21 protein-coding genes and 1 tRNA gene are annotated in these 26,398 nt (G+C 66.1%); 10 read left to right on the top strand and 12 right to left on the bottom strand.

Features of this window, described 5'->3' with window-relative positions:
• Positions 1-9: 9 nt before the first annotated feature.
• Genes J0J06_RS10445 through J0J06_RS10435 form a run of 3 tightly spaced genes read right to left on the bottom strand, consistent with a single transcriptional unit; the run spans position 10 to position 2,622 of the window.
• The gene (locus J0J06_RS10445; RefSeq protein WP_294041687.1) at positions 10-945 is read right to left on the bottom strand and encodes a DUF5996 family protein; all 936 of its coding nucleotides are present in this window, start codon (positions 943-945) and stop codon (positions 10-12) included.
• Positions 942-2,369 carry a metalloprotease TldD gene (gene tldD / locus J0J06_RS10440; RefSeq protein ID WP_294041685.1) on the bottom strand — a complete coding sequence of 476 codons (1,428 nt, stop codon included), beginning with the start codon at positions 2,367-2,369 and terminating at the stop codon, positions 942-944. Before tldD ends, J0J06_RS10445 begins: the two co-directional genes overlap by 4 nt.
• Positions 2,370-2,388: 19 nt before the next feature.
• A complete protein-coding gene (locus tag J0J06_RS10435; RefSeq protein ID WP_294042478.1) occupies positions 2,389-2,622 on the bottom strand; it encodes a zinc-finger domain-containing protein in 234 nt (77 codons plus the stop codon).
• Positions 2,623-2,707: 85 nt separating this feature from the next.
• On the opposite strand from J0J06_RS10435, the gene J0J06_RS10430 reads away from it, so the two are divergent.
• Entirely contained in the window at positions 2,708-3,385 is a 678-nt protein-coding gene (locus J0J06_RS10430; protein WP_294041683.1) for a hypothetical protein, read from the top strand.
• Between the two features lie 36 nt (positions 3,386-3,421).
• On the top strand, positions 3,422-4,345 hold the full coding sequence (locus J0J06_RS10425) for an ABC transporter ATP-binding protein (RefSeq protein WP_294041681.1): 924 nt from the start codon (positions 3,422-3,424) through the stop codon (positions 4,343-4,345).
• A 3-nt stretch (positions 4,346-4,348) separates the two neighbouring features.
• Here the strand turns inward: J0J06_RS10425 and J0J06_RS10420 are convergent, their stop codons facing one another.
• A complete protein-coding gene (locus J0J06_RS10420) occupies positions 4,349-5,263 on the bottom strand; it encodes a PHB depolymerase family esterase (protein WP_294041679.1) in 915 nt (304 codons plus the stop codon).
• 80 nt (positions 5,264-5,343) lie between these two features.
• Here J0J06_RS10420 and nadB point away from each other — a divergent pair, with 80 nt between their 5' ends.
• The 3 genes from nadB to J0J06_RS10405 all read left to right on the top strand — a co-directional run bounded on the left by nadB (position 5,344) and on the right by J0J06_RS10405 (position 8,318).
• Positions 5,344-6,930 (top strand): L-aspartate oxidase, encoded by a 1,587-nt coding sequence (nadB, locus tag J0J06_RS10415; protein ID WP_294041677.1) that lies wholly within the window; start codon positions 5,344-5,346, stop codon positions 6,928-6,930.
• Between the two features lie 140 nt (positions 6,931-7,070).
• Positions 7,071-8,165, top strand: coding sequence for a class A beta-lactamase (bla, locus tag J0J06_RS10410; RefSeq protein ID WP_294041675.1), 1,095 nt, complete (start codon positions 7,071-7,073; stop codon positions 8,163-8,165).
• A gap of 78 nt (positions 8,166-8,243) precedes the next feature.
• A tRNA-Thr gene (locus J0J06_RS10405) sits at positions 8,244-8,318 on the top strand.
• 7 nt (positions 8,319-8,325) lie between these two features.
• Here J0J06_RS10405 and J0J06_RS10400 read toward each other — a convergent pair.
• Both J0J06_RS10400 and J0J06_RS10395 read right to left on the bottom strand, forming a co-directional pair.
• Positions 8,326-9,609, bottom strand: a complete 1,284-nt coding sequence (locus J0J06_RS10400) for a glycoside hydrolase family 130 protein (protein ID WP_366931210.1) — start codon at positions 9,607-9,609, stop codon at positions 8,326-8,328.
• 34 nt (positions 9,610-9,643) lie between these two features.
• Positions 9,644-10,222 carry an NADPH-dependent FMN reductase gene (locus J0J06_RS10395; RefSeq protein ID WP_294041671.1) on the bottom strand — a complete coding sequence of 193 codons (579 nt, stop codon included), beginning with the start codon at positions 10,220-10,222 and terminating at the stop codon, positions 9,644-9,646.
• A 186-nt stretch (positions 10,223-10,408) separates the two neighbouring features.
• On the opposite strand from J0J06_RS10395, the gene J0J06_RS10390 reads away from it, so the two are divergent.
• The 3 genes from J0J06_RS10390 (at position 10,409) to J0J06_RS10380 (ending at position 14,597) form a co-directional block, all read left to right on the top strand.
• Positions 10,409-12,472 carry a transglycosylase domain-containing protein gene (locus J0J06_RS10390; protein ID WP_294041670.1) on the top strand — a complete coding sequence of 688 codons (2,064 nt, stop codon included), beginning with the start codon at positions 10,409-10,411 and terminating at the stop codon, positions 12,470-12,472.
• A 128-nt stretch (positions 12,473-12,600) separates the two neighbouring features.
• Entirely contained in the window at positions 12,601-13,605 is a 1,005-nt protein-coding gene (locus J0J06_RS10385; protein ID WP_294041667.1) for a low specificity L-threonine aldolase, read from the top strand.
• 68 nt (positions 13,606-13,673) lie between these two features.
• Positions 13,674-14,597 (top strand): EamA family transporter, encoded by a 924-nt coding sequence (locus J0J06_RS10380; protein ID WP_294041665.1) that lies wholly within the window; start codon positions 13,674-13,676, stop codon positions 14,595-14,597.
• Here J0J06_RS10380 and J0J06_RS10375 read toward each other — a convergent pair.
• A complete protein-coding gene (locus J0J06_RS10375; protein WP_294041663.1) occupies positions 14,507-15,331 on the bottom strand; it encodes an NAD(P)-dependent oxidoreductase in 825 nt (274 codons plus the stop codon). The genes J0J06_RS10380 and J0J06_RS10375 overlap by 91 nt on opposite strands.
• Positions 15,318-17,012 (bottom strand): M28 family metallopeptidase, encoded by a 1,695-nt coding sequence (locus tag J0J06_RS10370; protein WP_294041661.1) that lies wholly within the window; start codon positions 17,010-17,012, stop codon positions 15,318-15,320. Before J0J06_RS10370 ends, J0J06_RS10375 begins: the two co-directional genes overlap by 14 nt.
• Before the next feature lie 108 nt (positions 17,013-17,120).
• On the opposite strand from J0J06_RS10370, the gene pepN reads away from it, so the two are divergent.
• Both pepN and J0J06_RS10360 read left to right on the top strand, forming a co-directional pair.
• Entirely contained in the window at positions 17,121-19,721 is a 2,601-nt protein-coding gene (pepN, locus tag J0J06_RS10365; RefSeq protein ID WP_294041659.1) for an aminopeptidase N, read from the top strand.
• Positions 19,722-19,842: 121 nt separating this feature from the next.
• Positions 19,843-20,337 (top strand): PilZ domain-containing protein, encoded by a 495-nt coding sequence (locus J0J06_RS10360; RefSeq protein ID WP_294041657.1) that lies wholly within the window; start codon positions 19,843-19,845, stop codon positions 20,335-20,337.
• 9 nt (positions 20,338-20,346) lie between these two features.
• Here the strand turns inward: J0J06_RS10360 and J0J06_RS10355 are convergent, their stop codons facing one another.
• From J0J06_RS10355 to gltB, 4 genes are all read right to left on the bottom strand, one after another.
• Positions 20,347-20,718: a tRNA-binding protein gene (locus J0J06_RS10355; protein WP_294041655.1), complete on the bottom strand. Its 372-nt coding sequence runs from the start codon at positions 20,716-20,718 to the stop codon at positions 20,347-20,349.
• A 1-nt stretch (position 20,719) separates the two neighbouring features.
• Complete coding sequence (locus J0J06_RS10350; protein WP_294041653.1) at positions 20,720-21,391, bottom strand: glutathione S-transferase family protein; 672 nt, start codon at positions 21,389-21,391, stop codon at positions 20,720-20,722.
• Between the two features lie 41 nt (positions 21,392-21,432).
• The gene (locus J0J06_RS10345) at positions 21,433-21,849 is read right to left on the bottom strand and encodes a hypothetical protein (RefSeq protein ID WP_294041652.1); all 417 of its coding nucleotides are present in this window, start codon (positions 21,847-21,849) and stop codon (positions 21,433-21,435) included.
• 66 nt (positions 21,850-21,915) lie between these two features.
• Positions 21,916-26,391, bottom strand: a complete 4,476-nt coding sequence (gene gltB / locus J0J06_RS10340; RefSeq protein ID WP_294042476.1) for a glutamate synthase large subunit — start codon at positions 26,389-26,391, stop codon at positions 21,916-21,918.
• Positions 26,392-26,398 lie beyond the last annotated feature (7 nt).

Genomic DNA, 26,398 nt, shown 5'->3' with positions numbered 1-26,398 from the left:
GGCCGGTCGCTATACCGCGCGTGGCACTCGCGGCCGGCCCAGCGGACATTCGAGCGCCGCGCGGTCCCAATTGGCCAGATCGGCCGCGGCGTCATAGGTCGACTGGCAGAAATCGAGCAGCATCGCCGCCGGGTCGGGCGCCGTGCGGACCGCGTCGTAGTCGAGCAGGAACTCGCCCATTTCCGCGTTCCACGCTGCTTGCGCCGGTTGGACCTTGGCATCGACATACCCATCGGGTGACGGGTAGGCATAGGCGTAGAAGGCCGCGTGCGGATAGGCGTCGCTGCCGGGCCAGAAGCCGACGCTCGCTTCCTCATGGCTGTACGCTTCGCACGTCACCGCGTCGGGCAGTCCGGGCATGCCGCCGGGATGACGCGGCGCGACGCGGCCCGAAAAGCGCGTCACGGCGAGATCGAAGCTTCCCCAGAACAGGTGGATCGGACTTGCCTTGCCAAGGAAGCCGGTGCGGAACTGGTAGAAGACGCGCTCGACCTGGATCAGCGAGCGCCAGAACGTGCGGGCGGCATCGGCATCGTAGGGCCGTAGGGCGCGATCCTCGGCGAAGGGAACAGCATCCGGCATTTCGCTCGGACTGCCGTCGAAATTGGTATCGCTCCCCAACGCGTCGAGCGCGGCGATGGTCGCGGCGTGGAAGTCGGCGATGGTCCCCGCCGTCAGCGCGATCGTGCGCCTCGCGCCATCGCTGGTGATGAAGATCAGGTCGTCGCCGATCAGGTCGAAATCGATCTGCAGGATGCGATCGCCGCACGGGATCGCCGACGTGCTCCAGCCGCGTGCGGTCAGATAGAACGGCACATGCCAGCTATGGTTGAGCCACGGCGTCAGCGCGAGCCGGACCTTGCCGATGATCTGACAGCGCAATTGCAGCGCGATCGCCGTCTCGCGCCACGCGGCCCAATCGAGCACGGGCCAGGCGTCGCTCATACCGCCGTCCCGCCGACTGTCAGCCCTTCGAGAAGCAGAGTCGGCTGGCCGACGCCGGCCGGCACCGACTGCCCGCCCTTGCCGCACATGCCGATGCCTTCGTCGAGCGCGAAGTCGTTGCCGATGCCGGTGACCTTGGTCAGGCTGGTCGGGCCGTCGCCGATCAAGGTCGCGCCCTTGATCGGGGCGCCGAGCTTGCCGTCCTCGATCAGATAAGCCTCGGTACAGCTGAACACGAACTTGCCGCTGACGATGTCGACCTGGCCACCGCCGAACGCCTTGGCGAAGATGCCGCGCTTGACGCGCGCCATCAGCTCGGCGGGATCGTCCCTGCCAGCCTTCATGAAGGTATTGGTCATCCGCGGCATCGGCGCATGCGCGAACGACTCGCGGCGGCCGTTGCCGGTCGGCGTGACGCCCATCAGCCGGGCATTGAGCCGATCCTGCATATAGCCCTTCAGGATGCCGTCCTCGATCAGCACGGTTTCGCTGGTCGGCGTGCCCTCGTCGTCGATCGATAGCGAGCCGCGGCGATCAGTGATCGAGCCGTCGTCGACCACGGTAACGCCCGGCGCGGCGACACGCTGACCGACCCTGCCGGAGAAGGCGCTGGTGCCCTTGCGATTGAAGTCGCCCTCCAGCCCGTGCCCGATCGCTTCGTGCAACAGGATGCCCGGCCAGCCCGGGCCGAGCAGTACCGTCATCTCACCCGCGGGTGCGGCCACCGACTCGAGATTGACGAGCGCCTGCGCCAGCGCCTCGTCGATCGCGCGTTGCCACGTCGCTTCCTCGAACAATGATCCGTAGAGGTAGCGTCCGCCGATCCCGAACGTGCCCGTCTCGCGCCGCCCGTTGACCTCGGCGACGATCGAGACGTTGAGGCGCACCAGCGGCCGCACGTCGGTCGCGACGAAGCCATCGGCGCGGACGATCTCGACCACGTTCCACGATCCGGAGAGACTGACCGACACCTGCGCCACGCGCGGATCGCGAGCGCGCGCGGCGGCGTCGATCGTCTGGCACAGGTTCACCTTGTCGGCGAACGGCACCAGGTCGAGCGGGTCGGTGTCGGTATAGAGGTGGCGGTTGGTGCGGCCCGGGGGCGCGGCCTTCGGGCCGGTCGCGGGGTCGATCAGCGCCATCGTATCGGCGGCGCGCTTGATCGCCGGGGCGCTGATTTCGTTGGCGTGCGCGAAAGCAGTGGTCTCGCCCGACACCGCGCGCAGGCCGAAGCCCGAATGCGTATCGTAGCTTGCGGTCTTCAGCCGCCCGTCGTCGAACCCGAACGCCTCGGATCGCGCATATTGCAAGTAGAGCTCGCCATCGTCGGCCTTGCCGAGTGCTTGCGCGGTCAGCCTTTGCGCTTCGTCGGGCGACAATTGGTCGCGATAGAGGAACTGGCGGGGGTCGGTCGGGCTGGTCATGCCCGACGATATAAGGCGTTTAGAGCGACGCGCCAGCCGGGTGGTCGGGCAACTGGCTCTGGTCCACGCCGTCCGCCGGCTCGCCGATCAGCACGAAACGGCGGTCGCAATAACCGCAATCGACATAGCCTTGCTCGTCGATCTGCAGGAACACGCGCGGATGGCCGAGCGCCGCGCCGCCGGGAATGTCGGTCGCCCCGTCGCAAGCGACACGGGCATGGGAGACGCGGATGACTTCGGGCGGCGGCAGCATGCGCTCGCGATAGCAAGCGCGGGCGGGCGCATCAATCTCCTCCCGCGACTTGCCAAGCGGCACGCGTCGCCGCACCATGACGGCCATGACCATCTTGTATCGCTTGGCCCTCGCCGCGCTGCTCCTCGCCAGCCCGGCCGTCGCCCAGAAGACGGCCAAACCGGCCCCGAAACCCAAACCGCCCGCCGCGAAGCCGAAGCCCAAGACCCCGCTCATCGCGATCTCCCCGCTCAGCCACGATGAAAAGGACGGCTTCAGCATCCTCCAGGTCGCCGTGCCCGATTCGGCCAAGTTCATCGCCGGGTGGAAGCTCGGCGCGGGCGGCGGCAGCGCGACGACCAGGACCGTCGCCAACCAGCCGCTGTTCACCTTCCTGATCTTCCGCGGCTGCAAGGCGAATGCGCAAGGGAATTGTGACGTCGTTGCTGACTATGTGATCCATCGGCCCGATGGCACGACGAACGAGGAGAACAAGGATTTCGTCGTGTGGAACAAGACCGCGCCGACCGACCCGAAGAAGCCGTATCTGAGCGACGGTGCGCTCGGCTACGGTGTCGATGACGAGGGGCCGTTCGGCGACTATCGCGTCGTCGCGACGGTGACCGACCGCGTCGCCGGGATCACGCTGACCACCGAACAGACGCTGACGATCAAACCGGCGAAGGCGACGCCGCCGGCAAAGGCGAACGACCCCAAACCCGCCGACCCCGCGCCCGCCAAGCCGATGGGGCCTGACTTGCCCGCCGAACCGCCCGCGAAGTGACTTGCGCTCCGCGTCGGCGAGCCTAAGTCCGCAAATATGGATGCCGCAATCGCGATCGACCAGCTCTCCAAGGTTTACGCTGGAGGCAAGCAAGCGCTCGACAACGTCTCGTTCGACGTGCCGCGCGGCAGCATCTTTGGGCTGCTCGGCCCCAACGGCGCCGGCAAATCGACGCTGATCAACATCCTGGCGGGGCTGGTCAACAAAACGTCGGGCAAGGCTGCGATCTGGGGCTTCGACATCGACGAGCACCCCCGCAACGCGAAGGCGTCGATCGGGATCGTCAATCAGGAGATCACGTTCGACCCGTTCTTCACGCCGGTCGAAACGCTCGAAATCCAGGCCGGGCTCTACGGCGTGCCCAAAGCGAAGCGCATCTCGATGGAGTTGCTCCGCGCCGTTCACCTCGAGGACAAGGCGAAGGCTTATTCGCGAACGCTGTCGGGCGGGATGAAGCGGCGGCTGATGGTGGCGAAGGCGATGGTCCATTCGCCGCCCGTTCTCGTGCTCGACGAACCGACCGCCGGGGTCGACGTCGAACTGCGCCAGCAGCTCTGGACCTATGTAAAGGAACTCAACCGGCGCGGCGTGACGATCGTGTTGACCACGCACTATCTCGAGGAAGCCGAGGAATTGTGCGACCGCATTGCGATCATCAACCACGGCCGCGTGATCGCCAACGAGCCGACTCGCGATCTGGTCGGGATGGCGCAGGAAAAGGTCGTCGCTTTGACCGTCGATCGCGACGTGACCGCGCCGCCGACGGCCGCGTGCTTCCAGAAGGTCGAGCTGAAGGGCGAGCGCGTGCTGGAGATCACGTATCGCAAGGACCAGGCGAATGCCGGTCAAGTGCTCGCGGCGGTGCAGGGCGACGGCTACGGCATCGTCGACGTCTCGACCAAAGAGCCGGATCTCGAAGACGTGTTCCTGAACCTGACTCGCGCGGCAAACGCAGGCTGACGCTTACCGCCGCCGGTGCGCGGCGAAAAAGGCCCACATCGCGTCGTTGTCGACCACCCAGTCGTGCGGGCCGCCGATCGTCACGCGGGCGCGGACGTCGGCGCCCTTGCGGCAGGCGGTGTAGCCTTCCTCGTAGATCTTGGCGGAGACCTCTCGCCGGGCAAGCGGCTTGCGGCAGCCGTTGAGGTCGGCCCAGCGCGCTTCGGCGGCGGTCATCGGATATTGCCAGTAAGGCGCGCCGCCGCCCGCGATCGGGTTGGTCGTGTCGGCGTCGCCGGCGAAGGCGAGGACCGGCATCGGGCGGCTCGGGCGGCACGTCGCGGGGTCGGGGTGAGTCTTGTCGGCGGCCAGCGGATTGCCCGCGCGCAGGCCCACGACGGGCGCGATCGCGGCGAAGCGGTCGGCGGCGACGCACCCCAGCCACGAACTCAACCGCCCGCCGCCCGAAATGCCGGTGGCATAGACGCGCGTGCGGTCGGCGCAGCGCTGCGCCGTCAGCCAGTCGATCGTCGCCAGGACGAACGCGACATCGTCGGCATCGGTCGCGGTCGGCATCCGTCCGGTGACTGCCGGCACGCCGGGGATGTTCCACACGAAATTGCGGCTGGTTATCGGAATGCCGCCGTCGGGCGCGACGACGATGAAGCCGTACCGGTCGGCGGTCGTGGCGAGCTTTGCGTGTTCGAGCGCGCCTAGTCCGTTGCCGCCGCTGCCGTGGAACAGGAAGACGAGCGGCGCGGGGCGATCCGCGCGTCCGGCGGGCATATGGATCACCACCGATCGTTCGGTGCCGGGGACTGCGACGCGCACGGTCTCCCCCGGTTTGCCGATTGCGCATCCGGCGGCCTGCGCGGCGGGACTCCAACTCGCGGCGAGAAGGAGGAGGATGGCGGCGGTCAGGCGCTGGATCATCGGCATGGGGGCGAGCCTATCGCTCGCGGGGGCGCAGGTCCACTTAAGGCTGTCCCTTCCGACCCCGAATGTGCCACGATGCCCGCATGAGCGTACCCCATCAGTCCGACGTCCTGATCATCGGTTCCGGCGCAGCGGGCCTCACCGCCGCGCTGAACCTGGCCGAGCGGTTCAAGGTCACGGTGCTCGCCAAGGGCGGGCTCGCCGAAGGATCGACCGCCTGGGCGCAGGGCGGGATCGCCGCGGTGCTCGAGCCCGGCGATACGTTCGAAAGCCATATCGAGGACACGATGATCGCCGGGGCGGGACTCAACGACCGCAAGACGGTCGAGTTCGTCGTCGAGGGCGCGCCGCGCGCGATCGAGCGGCTGATCGAACTCGGCGTGCCGTTCAACAAGGAGGCCGGCGACCTCCATCTGACGCGCGAGGGCGGGCACAGCCACCGCCGCATCGTCCACGTCAACGACGCGACCGGCTGGGCGGTGCAGGAGGCGCTGCTCCACGCCGCGCAGTCGCATTCGAACATCACGCTGGTCCCCGACATGGTGGTGATCGACCTCGCGACCTCGAAGCATGAGGAGCGTTATTCGGGGGCGGGCAATGTCTGGGGCGTCTATGCGGTCAACCGCGCGACGGGGCGCGTCGAACTGTTCACCGCGAACGCTACCATTCTCGCGACCGGCGGAGCGGGGCGCACCTATCTGTTCTCGACCGCGCCGCGCGGCGCGACCGGCGACGGCATCGCGATGGCGTGGCGCGCCGGATGCCGCATCTCCAACATGGAGATGATGCAGTTCCACCCGACCTGCCTCTACAATCTCGAGGTCAAGAACTTCCTGATTACAGAGGCGGTCCGGGGCGAGGGCGGGCATCTGCTGCTCCCCGACAACGGGTACCGCTTCATGCCCGATTTCGATCCGCGCGCCGAACTCGCGCCGCGCGACGTCGTGGCGCGCGCGATTGACCATGAGATCAAGCGGCTCGGTCTCGATTACGTCCATCTCGACATCAGCCATATGGGCGCGGAGTTTGTCACCCATCACTTCCCGACGATCTACGAAAAGCTGATCGGCCTCGGCATCGACATGACCAGGGAACCGATCCCGGTCGTCCCCGCGCAGCATTACACCTGCGGCGGGATCGTGATCGATCTCGACGGCCGCACCGATCTGCCCGGCCTCTATGCCGCGGGCGAATGCACCCAGTCCGGCTTGCACGGCGCCAATCGCCTGGCGTCCAATTCGCTGCTCGAATGTTTCGTGTTCGGTGAGGCCTGCGCAAATCATATCAACGAGCATTGGGACGACCTGCCGCCGCCGCCCGCGATCCGGCCATGGGACGAAAGCCGAGTCACCGATTCGGACGAGGAGGTGGTGATCAAGCAGAACTGGACCGAGATCCGCCGCTTCATGTGGAATTATGTCGGTATCGTGCGGACCACCAAACGCCTCGAACGCGCCGCGCACCGCATCAAGATGCTGACCGACGAGATCGGCGATTATTACGGCCATTTCCGCGTGACGCCCGACCTGATCGAACTGCGGAACCTGCTCCAGACCGCCGATTTGATCGTGCGGTCGGCGCTGCATCGCCACGAATCGCGTGGGCTGCACTACACGCTCGATTACCCCGAAACGCTGGCGGTTGCGGTCGATACCGTCCTCGTCCCTTGATTCTGGCGCCTTTCCAGCCGGTTGATCGACTCGATCCACCGCTTTTCAGGCGCGGTTCATCGCGCGCGGGGTAAGAAAAGGGATTCCTCAACCAAAGCCGGGCGATACAGTATCTCTCGGTCAGTAGTGGCGGGGGCTGTATGGCGTTTACGGTGCGGCGTTTCGGCAAGGTGATGATGGGCGGTCTGGCGGGGTTCGCGATCGCCGGCTGCGTATCGGACAGCCGGATGGTGCGGGCGGACGCGCCCCCGTCTGTGGTGTTCGCCCCGCCCCGGCCCGTGGTCCAACCGCTGCCGCCGAAACCAAAGCTGCCGCCAGAGGCTCTCGTCTCCCTCGTTCAGATGCTGACGCGCGATTTCGGCGGGAAAGTGGGGATCGCGGTCAAGAGCCTCGATGACGGCTGGACGGTCGAATCGAACGGCGACCTGAAGCTGCCTCAGCAAAGCGTGTCGAAGCTGTGGGTGGCAATGACCGTGCTCGACGCGCGCGACCAGGGTAAGCTGACGCTCGACGATCCGATCACGGTCAAGAAGGAAGATTTGACCCTGTTCAACCAGCCGATCGCGGCGCTGGTGAAGGATGCGGGATACCAGACGACGGTCGGCGAACTGCTTCAGCGCGCGATGACGCAAAGCGACAACACCGCCAACGACCGGCTGCTGCAATATGTCGGCGGACCGAGCGTGGTGCGCGCGTTTCTGGCGAAGAAGGCGATCGCCGACATCCGCTTCGGCCCCGGCGAGCGCGCGCTACAAAGCCTGACCGCCGGGATGGACTGGAAGCCCGAATATTCGAAGGGCAATGCGTTCGAGCGCGCGCGGTCGCAAATCCCGGCCTCGACCCGGATGGATGCGTTCGAACGCTATATCGCCGATCCCCCCGACGGTGCCGCGCCGCGTGCGATCGCGACCGCGCTGGGCCGGCTCAAGCGCGGCGAATTGCTGTCGCCCTCGTCGACGCAATATCTGATCAGCACAATGGAATCGTCGCGCACCGGCAAGCAACGGATGCGCGGCGCGGTGCCGGAAGGCTGGACGTTCGGGCACAAGACCGGGACCGGCCAGAATTTCAGCGGTCGCACGGCGGGCTATAACGATGTCGGTTTCCTCGTGTCGCCCAACGGCAAGACCTTCACGATCGCGGTGATGATCGGCGACACCAACAAGACGATCCCCGAACGCCAGGCGCTGATGCAGGCGGTGGTGATGGGCGTCGTGACCAACTATCGCTGGTAGGGTTACGCGCCTTGACAACCGGGGAGGCGGCGGGCACAGGCGCGCCTCCCGTCCGCTGGCCCTAGGCCCGACGCGAGTGCTGCCGTAGCTCAGTGGTAGAGCGCATCCTTGGTAAGGCTGAGGTCGTGAGTTCAATCCTCACCGGCAGCACCATTTTCCGTTAGATCATTGCCGTCAGCAGGTCGTCCACCTTGCACGACGCAAACGCGGCGAAATTGTCGGCGATGCCATAGGGCAGCAGCAACGTGCGATCGTGGACCATCGCCCCGCAGCTATAGACGACGTTAGGGACGTAACCGTCGCGTTCGTTGGGGCTCGGGCTGAGGATCGGTTCGGCAGTGCGCGCCAGCACCTTTGACGGATCGCCTTTGTCGAGCAGCGCCGCGCCGATAGAATAGTTGCGCACCATTCCGACGCCGTGAGTGATCACCAGCCAGCCCTCGTCCAACTCGATCGGAGACCCGCAATTGCCCATCTGGCAAAGGTCCCACGGGAATTTCGGTTGGATCAGGATGTCGCCGCCATCCCAGGTGTAGAGATCGTCCGAGCGGAGCAGCCAGATGTTCTCGTTGTCCTGCCGCCCCAGCATCACGTAGCGCCCGTCGATCCGGCGGGGGAACAAGGCCATGCCCTTTGCCTCCGCCGCCGACCCCGACATAGGGTGCATTTCGAATTCATTATGCGCGAACCCGCGCAGCAGTTCGGACCGCGCGCTCCGCCCGTCGAAGGCGGTGTAGGTGCCGAGATACTCGACTGCGCCGTCATCGTCGACGAAGCGGCACATGCGTAGATCCTCGATCCCCTGTCGCTGGCTTGGCGTGACGGGAAAGAGCACGCTTTCGGAAGGATTTCTGCTGCCGCCGCACAGGATGCGCGTCACGCCGTCGACGGAGACGTCGGCATCCTCGATCCGCGGAGAAATGGCGGTCTCGCTCGCCTTGTCGACGGTGAAACCGTGTTTCGGACTCCAAGAGCCCGTGCGAAACGTCACCGACGAGATATGCCCCTCGCCGATCCCGCGCAGCGACAGGAGAAAGCGCACACCGCCGTCGGGCGCGCCGTTCTGGTCGGGATCGAGCACCATGCTGGGGTTGAAGAGCGCGGCCGCTTCGAACGAATATTCTTCGCTGAAATACGCGCCGATGATCGGCTTGGCCGCGTTCGACGCGCTCGCCGCGGCAGGGACGCGCTGTGCGACTTCCTCATAGCGGCGCAACAGCAATTGCTCGAGGTTGCGGTGTCGATGGTCGAGCGACTCGACCATGTCGTGCCGGCGGGCGGCGAGCTGCGCCGAATCCATCCCCAGCACCGCATCGACGATCCGCTCCATCCTGCTGGGCGCATTGTCTTTGAAGGCGTCGGGATATTGCGGGTCGAAGGGACGGATCACCGTCCGCCCGGCATCGGGCGCGAGGTGCAGTTTGGAATGCTTGAACAGGCTCATGCCCGCCATACGCGCGAAACTGGGTTTTGAGCCATCAAGCGCTGTTGCGATCGACCAATGGCGCGAAGCGGGCGACCTGTTTGCCGACCAGACATAGCTGTTCCATCACCGCCGGGTCGGTGACGCCGCCCTGGTCGTCGAACTTGGTGATCTGGGTATTGATCGCTGCGGCAAACGGCGTCGGCCAGCCGCGCAGCGCATGGACGATCGATCGCAGGGCGGCGATCGTGCTCCCCGTCGCCTGCCATCCATAAGCGGTTGCGATCAGCCCCACCGGCATGTCGGCGAGATAGGGGCGATCATCCTTCGCCGTTTCCTCGAGCAGGTCGAGCGCGTTCTTGACCACGCCGGAAATGCTGCCGTGATAGCCCGGGCTGGCGATGATCAGCGCGGACGCGCTGCGCACCGCATCGACGAAATCCTGCTCGTGGTGGGTCCGCGCGGCGCTGCGCGGGTCGTAGAGGGGCAGGCGCGCCATGTCCTCGCCACCGAACAGCCGGGTGCGGAAGCCTTCGCGCCCCGCGGCCTCCAGCGCGATCCGCAGGGCGCGTTCGGTCGACGACACCGCGCCGATCGTACCGCCAATTCCCACTACCAGCGGCACATCGGCCATATTCGCGATTCCCCGCCGCGAGGTGCGGCCGACTCAGCGATAGCGGCCCGCGCGCCCGTGCTCAATGTGGAGACTGTGCGGCGCGCTTCGTTTCGGATAGATGGCGACCGACGTGGGCGACTTGCATCATCTGTGTTACATGAGTAATACGCTCATCGGCTATCTGGCCGTGTGGACCATGCGATAATGCCCAACGATATTGTGGACGCCGGTAAGCCAGACCCTCGCTGGGGCGCGCATGTCGCCTATCCGGCAGAGGCGGAGCCGCCCAATCCGTTCGAGAATATCCCGCCGCTCGATTATCCGGGCGGGGAAAAGCCGCCGAAGAAGAAGCGCCGCTGGGGCCGCATCCTGGTCCGCACGCTGGCGGCGTTCATCATCCTGTTCGTGGTGCTGGTCGGCTGGCTCGCGGTGACGGCACCGCTGTCCAAGTCGCTCCAGCCGCCGACCCCGCCGTCGATCACGCTGCTCGCGAGCGACGGCTCGCCGATCGCCAAACGCGGGGCGCTGGTCGGCAAGCCCGTCGATGCGTCGAAACTGCCCAAATATGTGACGGGCGCGTTCATTTCGGTCGAGGATCGACGCTTCTATTCGCACTGGGGCGTCGATCCCTGGGGGATGGGCCGCGCCTTGTTTCGCAATATCGGCGCGGGCGGCGTGCGCGAGGGCGCGAGCACGATCACGCAACAGCTCGCGAAGAACGCCTTCCTCGATTCGGACCGCACCGCCGGGCGCAAGCTGCGCGAGATATTCATCGCCTTCTGGCTCGAAGCGTGGCTGTCAAAGAACGAGATTCTGTCGCGCTACCTGTCGAACGTCTATTTCGGCGATAACGTCTATGGACTGACCGCGGCGGCGGAGCATTATTTCGATTGCGAGCCGGGCGAATTGACGATCAGTCAGGCGGCGATGCTGGCTGGACTGGTCAAGGCGCCGTCGCGGCTCGCGCCGACCGGCAACCTGAAGGGCGCGCGCGACCGCGAGAAGGTCGTGCTGGCGACGATGGTCGACAATGGCGTGCTTACCAAGACGCAGGCGCTCGGGATCAAGCCCGCGACGCCGCGTCCGCGCCCGGTCAAGCTGGTCCCCGACGGCACCTACTTCGCCGACTGGGTGTTGCCCGAAGCGCGCGATACGGCGGGCGACCTCAGCCAGGAATCGACCGTCACGACGACGCTCGACCGGCGCCTGCAGAAGGCGGCGGAGCGCGCCGCGAACCGCGCCGGGCTCAAACAGGCGCAGATCGCGATCGTCGCGATGCGCCCCGACGGCCGCGTCGTCGCGATGGTCGGCGGCAAGGATTACGCCGCCAGTCCCTTCAACCGCGCGACTCAAGCGCAGCGCCAGCCGGGCTCGGCGTTCAAGCTGTTTGTCTATCTGGCGGCGATGCGCGCTGGCCTGACCCCCGACGACATGATCGAGGACGAGCCGGTCACGATCGCCGGGTGGAGCCCGAAGAACAGCGACGGCCGCTATGAAGGCAAGATCACGCTGCGCCGTGCGTTCCAGAAATCGTCCAATGTCGCCGCCGCGCGGCTGATCCAGAAGGTCGGGGTCGATGCCGTCATCAAGGCGGCGCGCGACCTTGGCATCACTACCCCGCTGCCGCGGGAGGCGACGATCGCTCTCGGCACGGCTACAGGGTCGCTGCTGGAACTGACCAGCGCGTTCGCGGCGGTGGCGGGCGACGGCTACCCGGTCGCCGCGCGCGGGATCGATGCGACCGCCGAAAAGAGCTGGTACGACCGGCTCGTCGGCACGCGCAGCATGTTCGGCGGCAAGGTGCGCGACGAAATGCTCGACTTGCTCTCCGCCTCCGCGACCAGCGGCACCGGGCGCGAGGCGGCGCTGTCAGTGCCGACCTATGGCAAGACCGGAACGACGCAGGATGCGCGCGACGCGCTGTTCGTCGGGTTCGCGCGCGACCTGGTGGTCGGCGTGTGGGTCGGCAATGACGACAACACCCCCAATCCGGGCCTGTCGGGCGGCGGCGTGCCCGCGCGGGTATGGAAGGATTTCATGCAACAGGCTTTGGGCATCGCCCCGCCGCCACCGCCGCCCGCCGCCGAGCCTGACGACGGCAACTCGACCGACGGCAATTTGACGATCGATCCGGGCATCGGGCCGGTGCCGGTCGAGGGCAGCATCGAAGGGCTGGGTATGAACGTCCAGGTCAAGAAGGACGGCACGATCAAGATCGCGCCCGTGCCCGACACCGGCGATCGCCCGCCAAGGCCGCCCGACCAGTGATAGTCGCCTCGTCATGCCGGACTTGATCCGGCCTCCCGCGTCTTCTGCGTCGGAAAAGCGGGACCCCGGATCAAGTCCGGGGTGACGGAAGAATTGAAGCCGGTCCTCCTTGCGGGCAAAGAGCCGCCATGCACTTCTTCTCCGACAATGCAGCCCCCGCCTGTCCGCAAGTGATCGATGCGATCGCCGCCGCCAACACGCTCGACGTCGCGTATGACGGCGATCGCTGGAGCCGCCAGCTCGACGGACGCTTTTCCGACCTGTTCGGGACCGACGTGCGCGTGTTGTGGACGCCGTCGGGCACGTCCGCCAATTGCCTCGCGCTCGCCGCGCTTTGCCAGCCGCATGGCGCGGTGGTCTGTCACCGCGAGGCGCACATCAACACCGACGAAGCCGGCGCGCCGGGTTTCTTCCTGCTGGGCGCGAAGCTGCTGCTGGCCGAAGGACCGGGGGCGAAGCTGACGCTCGACGCCGCGAAGGCGGTGCTCGACGCGATCCGGCCTGACGTCCACCAGGTTCAGGCGCATGCGCTGTCGATCACAAACGCGACCGAATACGGCCTGACCTACATGCCCGACGACGTGGCGGCGCTTGGCGATCTCTGCCGGGAGCGCGGGCTCGGCTTCCATATGGACGGTGCGCGGTTCGCCAATGCGGTCGTCTCGACCGGCGCGGACCTCGCCGACCTGACCTGGCGCGCCGGGGTCGATACGTTGAGCTTCGGGTTCATCAAGAATGGCGGGATGAGCGCCGAGGCCTTGGTGTTCTTCAAGCCCGAACTCGCCGACGCCAGCCTCTATCGCCGCAAGCGCGCGGGGCTGCTCCTGTCGAAGGGGCGCTTCCTCGCCGCGCAGATCCTGGCGATGCTCGACGACGACGTGTGGCTCGACAATGCGCGCGCCGCGAACGCCGGAGCGGCGCTGTTAGCGAAGGCGGCGGGCGACCGGCTGGTCTATCCGGTCGAGGCCAACGAGGTGTTCCTGCGCGTGACTCCGGACGAAGCGGCGGGGCTTCGCGCGCTGGGGTTCGACTTCTACGACTGGGCGCCAGGCGAGGTGCGGCTGGTCACGTCATGGGACCAGCGAGAAGCCGCGATCAGGCCGCTCGCCGACGCAATCGCGGCGCTTCCATGAGCTAGGCTTGTCATTCCACAAGCATAAGCGGGGTTGTCGAGCGGTCGCGCCGCGATAAGGCAATAAACGTGCTCCAGCCACCGCCAGCCAAGCCGCAATCGACCCGGCTCGCCATCCTGATTCCGTTCGGGATCGTCACGCTGATTTGGGGATCGACCTGGCTGGTGATCCGCGACCAGCTTGGCGTGGTGCCGCCGAGCTGGTCGGTGACCTATCGCTTCCTCGTCGCCGGTCTGTGCATGGTCGGATACGCGCTGTGGAAGCGTGACAGCTTCCGGCTCGGCGCGCGCGGGCTGGCGTTCGCGGCCGTGTTGGGGATCGCGCAGTTCGCGATGAACTTCAACTTCGTCTATCGCGCCGAACAGCATGTCACGTCGGGCCTGGTGTCGGTCGTGTTTGCGCTGCTGCTCGTGCCGAACGCCGTGCTGGCGCGGATTTTTCTGGGACAGAAACTGGGGCGGCAATTGGTAATCGGCGCCAGCATCGCGATGGCCGGGATAGTCCTGTTGTTCGTCAACGAAGCGCGGATCGATCCGCACGGGCCGGGGCAAGTGCTGATGGGGATCGGCTTCACGCTGTGCGCGATCCTGGCCGCCTCGACCGCCAACGTAATGCAGGCGACGCCGACCGCGGCGCGCTATCCGATGGGGTCGTTGCTCGCAGTCGCGATGCTGACCGGCGCGGCGATCGACGCGCTCTACGCGCTCGCAACCGTCGGCCCGCCGGTGATCGAAATGCGCGGCGCTTATTGGCTCGGCATCCTCTATCTCGGCGTGTTCGCGTCAGCGCTCGCCTTTCCGCTCTATTTCGGCGTGCTCAGGACGATCGGCCCGGCCAAGGCGGCCTATTCGAGCGTGATCGTGCCGGTGATCGCGATGCTGCTGTCGACGATCTTCGAAGGCTATCGCTGGTCCGGGCTGGCCGTGGCGGGGGCGTTACTGGCGGCAGCGGGATTGGTGATCGCCCTGAGGGCGCGCAGGCCCGTGCGGTAATCGGCGTAGCGGGACCGCCAGCCGAGCACGCGCTTCGCCTTGCCGTTCGCGACCCGGCGATTCTCGGCATGGAAGGCGCGGGCGGCGGGTGAGAGGGACTCCAGCGGCACGATGGGCGGCGGCGCAATGCCCAGCAGTTTGGCAGCAAAGGTGACCACATCGTCCTGTGGCGCGGGGCAATCGTCGGCGAGGTTGTAGGCCCCTGGCGGCGCGTCGAACCCGGCTATCACGCCCTGCGCGAGATCGTCGACATGGATGCGGCTGAACACTTGCCCCATTATGCCCGTGCGATGCGCCGTGCCCGCCGCGACCCGATCGAGCGGCGAGCGGCCAGGGCCGTAAATGCCGGGCAGGCGGAACACCCGCGCACGGAGCGCTAGCCAGGCCGCGTCGGCGCGGTTGCGCTCGTCCCGCCGCCCCTTGACCGGCGCGCTTTCATCGACCCACGCCCCACCCGTATCTCCATAGACGCCGGTCGAGGAGAGATAGCCGAGCCACTTCCCACTCAGCCGATTGCCATAGGTGGCGAGGACCGGGTCGTCCTCGCCCGGCGGGACCGACGACAGGATATGCGTTGCCGCGTCGATCGCCGCCATCACGGCATCGCGATCGTCGAAATCGAGGTCGCCCGCGCTGCCCGTCGCCGACACTTGCCACCCGTCGAGCCGAGCCGCGACGGCGCTTGCCGCATAGCCCAGCCCGAAGATCAGCAGGCGCCCGTCACTTCGCGCCATACCCCCCAAACACCGTCCCGAAATAATCGCCCTTGTTCCAGCGCGGGCGATCGTCGCCATCGGCTATTTCGCGCGCGATCGTATAGTTGACCGTCACGAACCGCATCCCCTGCTCCCAGTCGAGCGGCAGGCCGATCTCGTCCGATGGCTGGTGGTAGTGGTTCTTCATGAAGTCCTCCCACGCCGCCTTGCCCGCGCCCTTGTAGCCAGGCCACAGGAACACCGAGGGAATGCCCTTCTGCACGAAGCGGAAATGATCGGATCGGACGAACAGCCCTTCGTCGGGCATCGGATCGGGCGCGAGGCCGACCCCGACGCTCTCGACCGCCTTCTGCACGATCGATCCCAATGTCGATCGCGGCGCGCCGAACACCACCATGTCCTCGAACTTGTAGGTGATCAGCGGCATGTCGAGATTGACGTCGGCGACAATCGACTTGAGCGGCACGGTCGGGTTGTTGGCGAAATAGTCGGAGCCGATCAGCCCCTTTTCCTCCGCCGTCACCGCCAGGAACATGATGGTGCGACGCGGCGGCTTGCCGGACGCGGTGAAACGCTTGGCTTCCTCGATCAGGCTGGCGATCCCGATCGCATTGTCCTCCGCGCCATTGTTGATTGTGTCGCCGGTCTTGTCGGGCCGTCCCACGCCGATATGGTCGAGGTGTGCGGACAGGATGACGACTTCACCCTTCAGCTTGGGGTCGGCGCCGGGGATGATGCCGATCACGTTGGACGACGGCATCGGGCGCATCACGGTCTTGGTCGCGACCGACAGATTGCCCTTGAGCATGAAGGGCGTGAATTTGGCGTCGTCGCTGTCGGCGGCCTTCTTCACGTCGTCCGACGACATCTTCGCGCCGGCGAACAGCTTGGTCGCGCCCTTCATGGAGATGGTGCCGAGGATCGGGATGCCGTCATTCTTGCCACTGCCGTCCGACCGTGACCACGTGACGCGCTCGCGGTCCCAGGTACGCATCGTCACGGCGAAAGGCAGCGACCCCCGACCGACGCGGGGGCTTTCGATCTGGATCGCGCCGACCGCCCCGTGCTGGAACGCGATCGCCGCCTTGGTCCCGCTGCTCGAGAAGAAGGCGCGTTCCTCGCCGTCATAGCCCTTGGGCGCGCCGCCAACGAAGGCGACGATCTTTCCCTTCACGTCGACGCCCTTGTAGTCGTCGCGCTTGTAGTCGGGCGCGACGATGCCGTAGCCGACGAACACGACCGGGGCACTGATGCTGGTTTCGGTCTTGCCGGCGTTGGGCGCGGGCGAGAAATCCTCACCGAACACCAATGTCTGCGGCGCGGCGGCCTTGCCCTCGGCGGGCGTCCACACGAAGCTGCCCTTGTCGGCGAGCTTGTAGCCGACCAGCGGCACCTTTTGCAGGTAGCCGCCATCCTCTCCGCCCGGCCGCAATCCGGCGGCGTAGAATTGCGCAGCGACATATTGCGCGGCGATGTCGAATTCGGGGCTGCCCGCCTCACGTCCGCGCATCGCGTCCGACGCCAGGAACAGGACATGCGCCTTCATCGCCGCCTGGTCGGCGGGGAGGGGGGCCATGACGCGCGCGTTGACGCTGGCCACCGATTCCTTCTGCGGCGGGGCGGCTGGGGTCTTGTCGGTTTGTGCGATTGCGGCGCCCGCGACGACGGTCAGAGCGGCGGCGCCGATCAGTTTGAACATGGCTTTCCTCTTGGCTGTCCTCGACCGGCGGCGTAGCACGGCCTGAAACCTTGGCAACACTGTATTGTAACAGTGCGACAGCCAGTCGCACCGCATCGTGGAATTCGAATGATCGACGCCCAGTCCGCTCTCGCCGCACCCGCTATCACCAGGCGTGAGGATTACCGGCCGCCCGATTGGCTGGTCCCCGACATTGCGCTCGATTTCGATCTCGATCCGGCGGCGACCCGCGTGACGGCGATGCTCGATGTCGTGCGGGACGGGGCGCACGATCACCCGCTTCGGCTCGACGGCGACGGGCAGGCGCCGGTCAGGGTACTGGTCGACGGCGTTCCGCATAACGACTGGCGGATGGATGGCGATACGCTGGAGATCGACTTGCCCGGCGGCGAGCATCGCGTCGAGACCGAGGTTGTGATCCACCCCGACCGCAACACGCAGTTGATGGGGCTGTACGCGTCTGGCGGGAATCTGTGCACGCAATGCGAGGCGGAGGGGTTCCGCCGCATCACGTTCTTCCCTGACCGGCCCGATGTGCTGGCGCGCTATTCGGTGAAGATGACGGCGGACAGGAAGCGTTTCCCGGTGCTGCTGGCGAACGGCGATCCGATCGCTTCGGGCGACTTGGGCGACGGCAGGCACTGGGCCGAATGGCGCGACCCGTTTCCCAAGCCGTCCTATCTGTTTGCGCTAGTGGCGGGCGATTTGGCCGTGAACCGCGCCACGTTCACGACGATGTCCGGGCGCGAAGTGGAGCTCGGCATCTGGGTGCGCGAAAGCGACTTGCCGCGCACGGAACACGCGCTCGACGCGCTCAAGACCGCGATGGCGTGGGACGAGCGCGTTTATGGCCGCGAATACGATCTCGACGTCTTCAACATCGTCGCGGTCGACGATTTCAACTTCGGGGCGATGGAGAATAAGGGGCTGAACATCTTCAACAGCCGCTACATCCTCGCCAACCCCGACACGGCGACCGACTATGACTATGACGCGATCGCCGCGGTGGTCGCGCACGAATATTTCCACAACTGGTCGGGCAATCGCGTGACGTGTCGCGACTGGTTCCAGCTGAGCTTGAAAGAAGGCTTCACCGTCTTTCGGGACCAGGGTTTCTCCGCCGACCAGGGATCGGCCGCGGTCAAGCGGATCGAGGATGTCCGCACGTTGCGCGCGTCGCAATTCCCGGAGGACGCCGGCCCGCTCGCGCACCCGATCCGCCCCGATTCCTATATCGAGATCAGCAATTTCTACACGGCGACGATCTACAATAAGGGCGCCGAGGTGATCCGCATGATGGCGACCATTCTGGGCGCCGAGGGTTTCCGCGCCGGCACCGATCTCTATTTCGACCGCTATGACGGGACGGCGGCGACGTGCGACGATTTCGTCCGCTGCATGGAATTCGGCGGCGGGGTCGACCTGACCCAGTTCCGGCGATGGTATTCGCAGGCGGGCACGCCGCGCGTATCGGCCGCGATCGACCACGAGACCGGGTCGGGCCGTGCCACGCTTCGCCTAGCCCAACGCACCCCACCGACTCCGGGCCAGCCCGAAAAGGAGCCGTTCGTCCTGCCGCTCAAGCTCAAGCTGTTCGGTGGCGAGACCGGCAGGGCGTTGGGCGACGAGCAGCTCTACATGTTCGATCGCGCTCAATCGGAGATCATGTTCGACGGCCTTACCGAACGCCCTGTCCTGTCGATCAATCGCGGCTTTTCCGCGCCCGTCATCATCGAAAGCGACCGGTCGCCCGACGACCTCAAATTCCTGTCGGCGCATGATGACGATCCGTTCGCGCGCTACGAGGCGATGCAGCAATTGATGCTCGACACGCTGGTCGCGTCGGTGACGGCGGGACGCGCCGCCCATGCGCCGGTGATCGAGGCGGTGCGCCGGACGCTGGAGGATCCGTCGCTCGACCGCGCGTTCGTCGCCGAAGCGGTGCTATTGCCGTCGGACAGCTTCATCGGCGACCAGTTGGCGGTCGTCGATCCCGAATCCGTCTTCCGCGCGCGGGAAGCGTTGCGCCAAGACTTGGGCAAGAGCCTCGCCGACCTGTGGCGCTCGGCCTATGCCGATTCGAGTCAGGCCGACGCATTCGTCTATTCGCCCCCGGCCAAGGCCGCGCGCCGGATGCGCACCGTCGCGCTCGGCTATATCGCCGCGAGCGGGGGATCGGATGCCGCCGACATCGCGTTCGCGCAGTTCGAGGCTGCGGACAACATGACCGACCGCCAGGGCGCGCTGACGACATTGGTCAATGGCAATTCGGACAAGCGCGTCGCGGCGCTCGACATCTTCTACAATCGCTATTCGGGCGATGCGCTGGTGCTCGACAAATGGTTCCAGACGCAGGCGCTGTCGATGCGCGACGATACGCCCATGGTGGTCGCGGAGCTCGCGCGGCATCCCGATTTCAGCCTGGCCAACCCCAATCGCGCGCGGTCATTGGTCGGGGCGTTCGGCGTCAACCAGCGCGCGTTCCACATGGCGGGCGGGGCCGGTTATCGCTTCCTCGCCGACCATTTGATCGCGCTCGACAAGCTAAACCCCCAGACCGCCGCCAAGTTGCTACCGCCGCTCGGCCGGTGGCGCCGGTTCGATGAAGGCCGCGCGCGGCTGATGGTGGCGGAACTGGAACGGATACTCGCGACACCCGGCCTGTCGAAGGATATGTTCGAACAAGCGTCGAAGAGTCTCGACGGCTAGGCGATCGGACGTCGCTAAACCATTGCCGAAAAGTAGCTTATTTTGTCGAATCCGGGGCGCCTTAACCAATCGGTAAGGTCCCGCGGCAATCCGTCGTTTTCGAACGAGAGACGGATCAAACATGGCATTGGCTGCGCAATTGTATCGGGACGCTCGGGCGGCGGAGCGTTTCCGCGTCGGGCTGGACGCCACGTTGCGCGACCCGGAGCATGTGCCGCTCGACGTGATGGTCGAGGATTTGTCGGCCAGCGGCTTTCGCGTGCTGACTGCGACCGATCTCGCCGTGGGTGTCGAGATCGGGCTGGGACTGGCGGGTATCGGCATGCAACGGGCCGTCGTTATCTGGTGCGATGGCGGGGTGTGCGGTTGCGCGTTCGTTCAGCCGTTGTCGAAGGCAGCGCTCGACCGAGCGCTCGGTGCGCCATCGACCGCGCCGGTGGCGCTGCCCCGGGTCGGACCCTGGGGTCCGGTGCCCGTCGACGCGAATTCGGACGAGCGCCCGGTCAGGAAATTGCCGATTCCCGTCCGGTTGCTGGTGATCGTGGTACTGTCGGTGCTGGCCTGGCTATCGGTGATCGCCCTCGGCCTCCTGGTCGTCCGCGGGCGCCTCTTCTGACGCTTGTCCTTAAAACAGCCGACCGCCATTTGGCACTGCTTCGCTCGGCGCGATCAGCACCACCTTGCCGTCGGCATCGGGAAATCCGAGCGTCAGCACCTCCGACCTCATCGGCCCGATCTGGCGTGGCGGGAAATTGACCACCGCCGCAACCTGACGCCCCACCAGTTCCTCAGGGGTGTAATGCTCGGTGATCTGGGCCGAGGATCGCTTGACGCCGATCGGCTCGCCGAAATCCACGCTGAGCTTGTAGGCGGGCTTGCGGGCCTCTGGAAACGGCTCCGCCGAAACGATCGTCCCGACACGGATGTCGACCTTCAGGAAATCGTCGAAGCCGATCGGCTTCGCCGCCGGCGCGCCCGCGTCGTGCGTCACATGCATGTCAGAAGTTCACGTCGTCATAGTGGGGTGCGGCCGGTATCCCTTCCATCCGCTCACTCAATAAAGGGCGGAAGCTGGGCCTCGACTTCATCCCCGAATACCAGCGCGCGGTTTCCTCGTGGCTCTTCCAGTCTATTCCGCCGAGATAGTCCGCGACCGAAATCTGCGCCGCCGCGGCAAGATCGGCGAGGCTGAGCGTCGACCCCGCCATCCAGTTGTGCCGCCCTAGCAGGTAATCGGTGTAGTCGAGATATTCGACCGCCGACTTCATCGCCTCGCGCAGCACCTTGGCGTCGGGTCCCTGCTTGGTGACGATCCGCTTGATCATCCGCTCGCCGAGCAGTTTCTCGGTCACGTCGCGGTAGAAGAAGGTGTCGAACCAGGTCGACAGCCGCCGGATTTCCGCCCGCTGCGCCGCGGTGCCGTTGATCATCTGCGCCTTGTCGACCGTCTCGTCGAAATATTCGCAGATGACGAGCGAATCGATCAGGCGGACGTCGCGCTCGGGGTCGGCGATGACCGGGGTCTGCCCCGCCGGGTTCATGTCGATGAACTCGTCGCGCCGCTCCCAAGGATTTTCGCGCATCAGCGTGTAGCCGACACCCTTCTCGCCCAGCAGCAGCCGGACCTTGCGCGAGAAGGGACAGAGCGGGAATTGATAAAGCTGCCACATGACCTCACCCTAGCGAGCGCCGGGGTGAGGCGGCAACCCGGTCAGCGGCGATAGGAGTCGATAATCCGCTGCAGCCGGGCGGCGGTGGCGTCGATCGAATCGGTCATCGCCGCGGCATCGCTCGCGGCGCGGCCGGCGACCGCTACGGCGCCGACGGTGCCCATGCGGAGCTTGTTGCGGAACGCGGGATCGCGACGCGCCTGCACCGAACCGACCGTGTCATCGGGGCGGATGTCCGAATCGGGCGCAAGATCGGCGAGCGGGCCGACGCGCGTGTCGAGCACGGCGGTCGTGAGCTGGTCAAGCAGCACCGCGACACCGGCCTGCACGCGCGGATCGCTCAACGCGCGAGCGGTGGCGCGCACGTCGTCGCGCGGCGGCGGGGCGTCGTAACGATCGCGAGCGAGAGCGGGAGTCGCCACAGTCGCGGCGAGAAGAAACAGGGTAATCTTACGCATGGCACACATCCGATCGATTATCGGTAACACCGTCCCATACCACTTTGCTCCCGCGATTTGAAGTGTCTACTCCGCCGCGACCAGCACCTCGCTGTCGTCGAGCGGGTGCGCCATTCGTCCGACCATTTCCTTGGGCACCACCTGCCAGAACGCCTCACGCGTGCGATCCCAGTCGTCGAGCAACGATTGCGACCAGGCGCTGTCGGTCGCGACGGCGTGCGCCCGGACCAAATTCTTCAACACCGCCTCCCAATGCGCCGAGGCCAGCCGCTGCCACAGGATCGATTCGCCGTTGGCGCGGCGTTCGAAGCTCTTGCTCGCGTCATAGACGAACGCCATCCCGCCGGTCATGCCCGCGCCGAAATTGGCGCCGACCGCGCCGAGCACGACCGCAATGCCGTTGGTCATATATTCGCAGCCGTTCGCGCCACATCCTTCGACCACCACCGTCGCGCCCGAATTGCGCACTGCGAACCGCTCGCCCGCCTGTCCCGCCGCGAACAGCCGCCCGCTGGTCGCGCCATAGAGGACGGTGTTGCCGATGATCGTGTTTTCCTGGGATCTGAGGGGCGACGACACGACCGGGCGCACGACGATCGTACCGCCCGACAGCCCCTTGCCCACATAATCGTTCGCGTCGCCGAACACTTCCAGGGTCACCCCCTTGCACAGGAACGCGCCCAGGCTTTGTCCCGCCGATCCGCGCAGCCGGACGGTGACATGGCCGTCGGCGAGCTTGTTCATCCCGAACGTCCGCGTGATTTCCGACGAAAGCCGCGTGCCGACCGCGCGATGCGTGTTCCGCACCGAATAGGTGAGCTGCATCTTCTCGCCGCGCGAGAAGACGTGCGCGGCGTCCTTGATCATCTGTGCGTCGAGGCTGTCCGGCACGTCGTTGCGCCATGTGCCCAGGCTGAACCGGCGCTGGTCGTCGTTCGCGTCGACCTTGGCGAGGATCGGGTTGAGGTCGAGATCGTCGAGATGCTCGGCCCCGCGGCTGACCTGACGGAGCAATTCGGTGCGGCCGATCACCTCGTCCAGGCTGCGGAAGCCCAGCCGCGCAAGGATGTCGCGGACTTCCTCGGCGATGAAGGTCATCAGGTTGATGACCTTCTCCGGCGACCCGGTGAACTTGTCGCGCAAGGCCGGGTCCTGCGTGCAGACGCCGACCGGGCAAGTGTTCGAATGGCATTGCCGCACCATGATGCAGCCCATCGCGACCAGCGACAGCGTGCCGATGCCGAATTCCTCCGCGCCCAGGATCGCGGCGATGACTATGTCGCGCCCGGTCTTCAGCCCGCCGTCGGTGCGCAGCTTCACGCGACCGCGCAGGCCGTTGAGCGTCAGCGTCTGGTTGACCTCCGACAGCCCCATTTCCCACGGCGTTCCGGCATATTTGATGCTGGTCTGAGGTGAAGCGCCGGTGCCGCCATTGTGCCCTGCGACCAGGATGACGTCGGCATGCGCCTTCGCGACGCCCGCCGCGACGGTGCCGATCCCGGCCGAGCTGACCAGTTTCACGCACACGCGGGCGCGCGGATTGATCTGCTTGAGGTCGTAGATCAGCTGCGCCAGATCCTCGATCGAATAGATGTCGTGGTGCGGCGGCGGACTGATCAGCGTCACGCCGGGCGTCGAATGGCGCAATTTGGCGATGAACTCGGTGACCTTGAAGCCGGGCAATTGCCCGCCCTCGCCGGGCTTCGCGCCCTGGGCCACCTTGATCTCGATCTCGTCACACGCGTTGAGATATTCGGCGGTCACGCCGAACCGGCCGCTGGCAATCTGCTTGACCCCCGAATTGGCGTTGTCGCCGTTCTCGTAGGGCTCAAAGCGGATGCTGTCCTCGCCACCTTCGCCCGACACCGCGCGCGCGCCTATGCGGTTCATCGCGATCGCCAGCGTTTCGTGCGCCTCGGGACTGAGGGCGCCCAGCGACATGCCGGGCGTCACGAAGCGCTTGCGGATCTCGGTGATCGGTTCGACCTGGTCGACCGGGATGCCCTCGCCGGGATAGTTGAACTGGAGCAAGTCGCGCAGATAGACCGGCGGCAGGTCGGCGACCCCGCGCGAGAATTTCTGGTAGGTCGAATAGCTGTCGGTCGCGACGGCGGTTTGCAGCAAGTGCATCAACTGCGCCGAATAGGCATGCGTCTCGCCAGTGTGCCGCTGGCGATAGAAACCGCCGATCGGCAGCGTCGCCACCGCCGGATCGAACGCCGCCTGATGCCGCAACTGCGCGTTCAGATGGAGCGACGCATAGCCTTCGCCAGAAATCTTCGCCGGCATGCCGGGGAACAGGTCGTTGACCAGGCTGCGGCTCAGTCCGACCGCCTCGAAATTATACCCGCCGCGATAGCTGGAGATCACCGCGATCCCCATCTTCGACATGATCTTGAGCAGCCCTTCGTCGACCGCCTTGCGGTGGTTGGCGAGGCATTTGTCGAGGCTCAATTCGCCGAACAGGCCGCGCGCGTGGCGATCGGCGATCGCGGCTTCCGCCAGATAGGCATAGACCGTGGTCGCGCCGACCCCGATCAGCACCGCGTAATAATGCGTGTCGAGGCATTCGGCGGTCTCGATGTTGATCGAGCAGTATGAGCGCAAGCCACGCCGGACGAGGTGCGTGTGCACCGCCGCCGCCGCCAGTACCCCGGCAATGCCGACCCTGTCCTCGCCGATGTCGCGGTCGGACAGGAACAATTCGCTCTTGCCCTCGCGCACCGCCTGTTCGGCCTGGTTGCGGATGCGCTGGATCGCGGTGCGCAGCGCATCGACATCGCCGCCCGACGCGAAGGTACAGTCGATCTCCGCCGCCGCGGCGCCGAAATGCGCCTTCAGTCGCGCCCAGTCCCTGCCGTCGAGCACCGGGCTTTCCAGCACCAGCACGCCGTCCTGCGCCCCATCGGTGTCGAGGATGTTGGCGAGGTTGGAGAAGCGCGTCTTGAGCGACATGACATGGCGCTCGCGCAGACTGTCGATCGGCGGGTTGGTGACCTGGCTGAAGTTCTGGCGGAAGAACTGGCTGATGAGGCGCGGCTTGTCCGAAATGACCGCGAGCGGCGTATCGTCGCCCATCGACCCGATCGCTTCCTTGGCGGTTTCGACCATCGGCGACAGGATCAGCTCCATATCCTCGATCGTCTGGCCGGCGGCGACCTGGCGGCGCATCAGTTCGGCGCGGTCGAACCGCGTCACGTGATCGCCCTTTGGCGTCTTCAAGTCGTCGAGCGTCAGGAACTTGCCGATCATTGCGGCATAGTCATGCTCGCCGGCGATACGGTCCTTGACCTCGCGGTCGTGGAACAACTTGCCCTGGTCGAGGTCGACCGCGATCATCTGGCCGGGGCCGAGCCGGCCCTTCTCGACGATCATCGTCTCCGGCACGACGACCATCCCGCTTTCCGACCCGACGATCAGCAGCCCGTCGGACGTGTGCGTATAGCGCAAGGGACGGAGCGCATTACGGTCCATCCCCGCCACCGCCCAGCGCCCGTCGGTCATCGCCAGCGCGGCCGGGCCGTCCCACGGCTCCATCACGCTGCCGAGATATTTGAACATATCGAGATGCGCCTTGGGCATCTCGCCCTTGCCGCCCCACGCCTCGGGCACCAGCATCAGCTTGGCGGTCGGCGCGTCACGGCCCGAGCGGCAGATCGCCTCGAACACCGCATCCAGCGCGGCGGTGTCCGACGCGCCCGCCGGGATCACCGGCTTGATGTCCTCCGAATGCTCGCCGAACGAGGTCGCCGCCATCTTGATCTCGTGGCTGAGCATCCAGTTCTTGTTGCCGCGGATCGTGTTGATCTCGCCATTGTGCGCGAGACAGCGGAACGGCTGCGCCAGCCACCATTGCGGGAAGGTGTTGGTCGAATAACGCTGATGGAAGATCGCGACGCGGCTCTCGAACCGCGGGTCCTTGAGGTCGGGGTAAAAGACCGACAGCGACTCCGCGAGGAACAGGCCCTTGTAGATGATCGACCGGCACGACAGCGAACAGACGTAGAAGCCGTTGATCTGCGCCGCGATGATGCGCTTCTCGATCCGGCGGCGGACGAGATAGAGGTCTTTCTCGAACTCCTCGGCGGATTGCTGGTCGGGCAGGGGGCCCGCGATCATGATCTGCTCGATCTCCGGCCGCGTTTCCTGCGCCTTGCGGCCGATCACCGACACGTCGACCGGCACCTGGCGCCAGCCGTAGATCGTATAGCCCGCCTCGATGATCGCGCTTTCGACGATCGTCCGGCACGCTTCCTGCGCGCCCAGATCGGTGCGCGGCATGAAGATCATCCCGACCGCGAGCCGGTTGTCGGCGACCTTATGCCCCGACGCCTGGATTGCCTCGTCGAAGAATTTGTGCGGCAGGTCGATATGGATGCCCGCGCCGTCGCCGGTCTTGCCGTCGGCATCGACCGCGCCGCGATGCCACACCGCCTTAAGCGCATCGATCGCCGACTGCACGACGCGGCGCGAGGCGAGGCCGTCGGTCGCGGCGACGAGGCCCACGCCGCAGGCGTCGGATTCGAACTCGGGACGATACATCCCCTCG

The organism is Sphingomonas sp. (genome assembly GCF_017304615.1).
GTDB lineage: Bacteria > Pseudomonadota > Alphaproteobacteria > Sphingomonadales > Sphingomonadaceae > Sphingomonas.
This window is presented reverse-complemented; position numbering and strand designations above follow the sequence as displayed.

Bases quoted from the DNA above. Each gene is read 5' to 3' on its own strand.
- J0J06_RS10445 (WP_294041687.1), bottom strand. From the start codon at position 945: ATGAGCGACGCCTGGCCCGTGCTCGATTGGGCCGCGTGGCGCGAGACG.
- tldD (WP_294041685.1), bottom strand. From the start codon at position 2,369: ATGACCAGCCCGACCGACCCCCGCCAGTTCCTCTATCGCGACCAATTG.
- J0J06_RS10435 (WP_294042478.1), bottom strand. From the start codon at position 2,622: ATGCTGCCGCCGCCCGAAGTCATCCGCGTCTCCCATGCCCGTGTCGCT.
- J0J06_RS10430 (WP_294041683.1), top strand. From the start codon at position 2,708: ATGACCATCTTGTATCGCTTGGCCCTCGCCGCGCTGCTCCTCGCCAGC.
- J0J06_RS10425 (WP_294041681.1), top strand. From the start codon at position 3,422: ATGGATGCCGCAATCGCGATCGACCAGCTCTCCAAGGTTTACGCTGGA.
- J0J06_RS10420 (WP_294041679.1), bottom strand. From the start codon at position 5,263: ATGCCGATGATCCAGCGCCTGACCGCCGCCATCCTCCTCCTTCTCGCC.
- nadB (WP_294041677.1), top strand. From the start codon at position 5,344: ATGAGCGTACCCCATCAGTCCGACGTCCTGATCATCGGTTCCGGCGCA.
- bla (WP_294041675.1), top strand. From the start codon at position 7,071: ATGGCGTTTACGGTGCGGCGTTTCGGCAAGGTGATGATGGGCGGTCTG.
- J0J06_RS10400 (WP_366931210.1), bottom strand. From the start codon at position 9,609: ATGAGCCTGTTCAAGCATTCCAAACTGCACCTCGCGCCCGATGCCGGG.
- J0J06_RS10395 (WP_294041671.1), bottom strand. From the start codon at position 10,222: ATGGCCGATGTGCCGCTGGTAGTGGGAATTGGCGGTACGATCGGCGCG.
- J0J06_RS10390 (WP_294041670.1), top strand. From the start codon at position 10,409: ATGCCCAACGATATTGTGGACGCCGGTAAGCCAGACCCTCGCTGGGGC.
- J0J06_RS10385 (WP_294041667.1), top strand. From the start codon at position 12,601: ATGCACTTCTTCTCCGACAATGCAGCCCCCGCCTGTCCGCAAGTGATC.
- J0J06_RS10375 (WP_294041663.1), bottom strand. From the start codon at position 15,331: ATGGCGCGAAGTGACGGGCGCCTGCTGATCTTCGGGCTGGGCTATGCG.
- J0J06_RS10370 (WP_294041661.1), bottom strand. From the start codon at position 17,012: ATGTTCAAACTGATCGGCGCCGCCGCTCTGACCGTCGTCGCGGGCGCC.
- pepN (WP_294041659.1), top strand. From the start codon at position 17,121: ATGATCGACGCCCAGTCCGCTCTCGCCGCACCCGCTATCACCAGGCGT.
- J0J06_RS10360 (WP_294041657.1), top strand. From the start codon at position 19,843: ATGGCATTGGCTGCGCAATTGTATCGGGACGCTCGGGCGGCGGAGCGT.
- J0J06_RS10355 (WP_294041655.1), bottom strand. From the start codon at position 20,718: ATGCATGTGACGCACGACGCGGGCGCGCCGGCGGCGAAGCCGATCGGC.
- J0J06_RS10350 (WP_294041653.1), bottom strand. From the start codon at position 21,391: ATGTGGCAGCTTTATCAATTCCCGCTCTGTCCCTTCTCGCGCAAGGTC.
- J0J06_RS10345 (WP_294041652.1), bottom strand. From the start codon at position 21,849: ATGCGTAAGATTACCCTGTTTCTTCTCGCCGCGACTGTGGCGACTCCC.
- gltB (WP_294042476.1), bottom strand. From the start codon at position 26,391: ATGTATCGTCCCGAGTTCGAATCCGACGCCTGCGGCGTGGGCCTCGTC.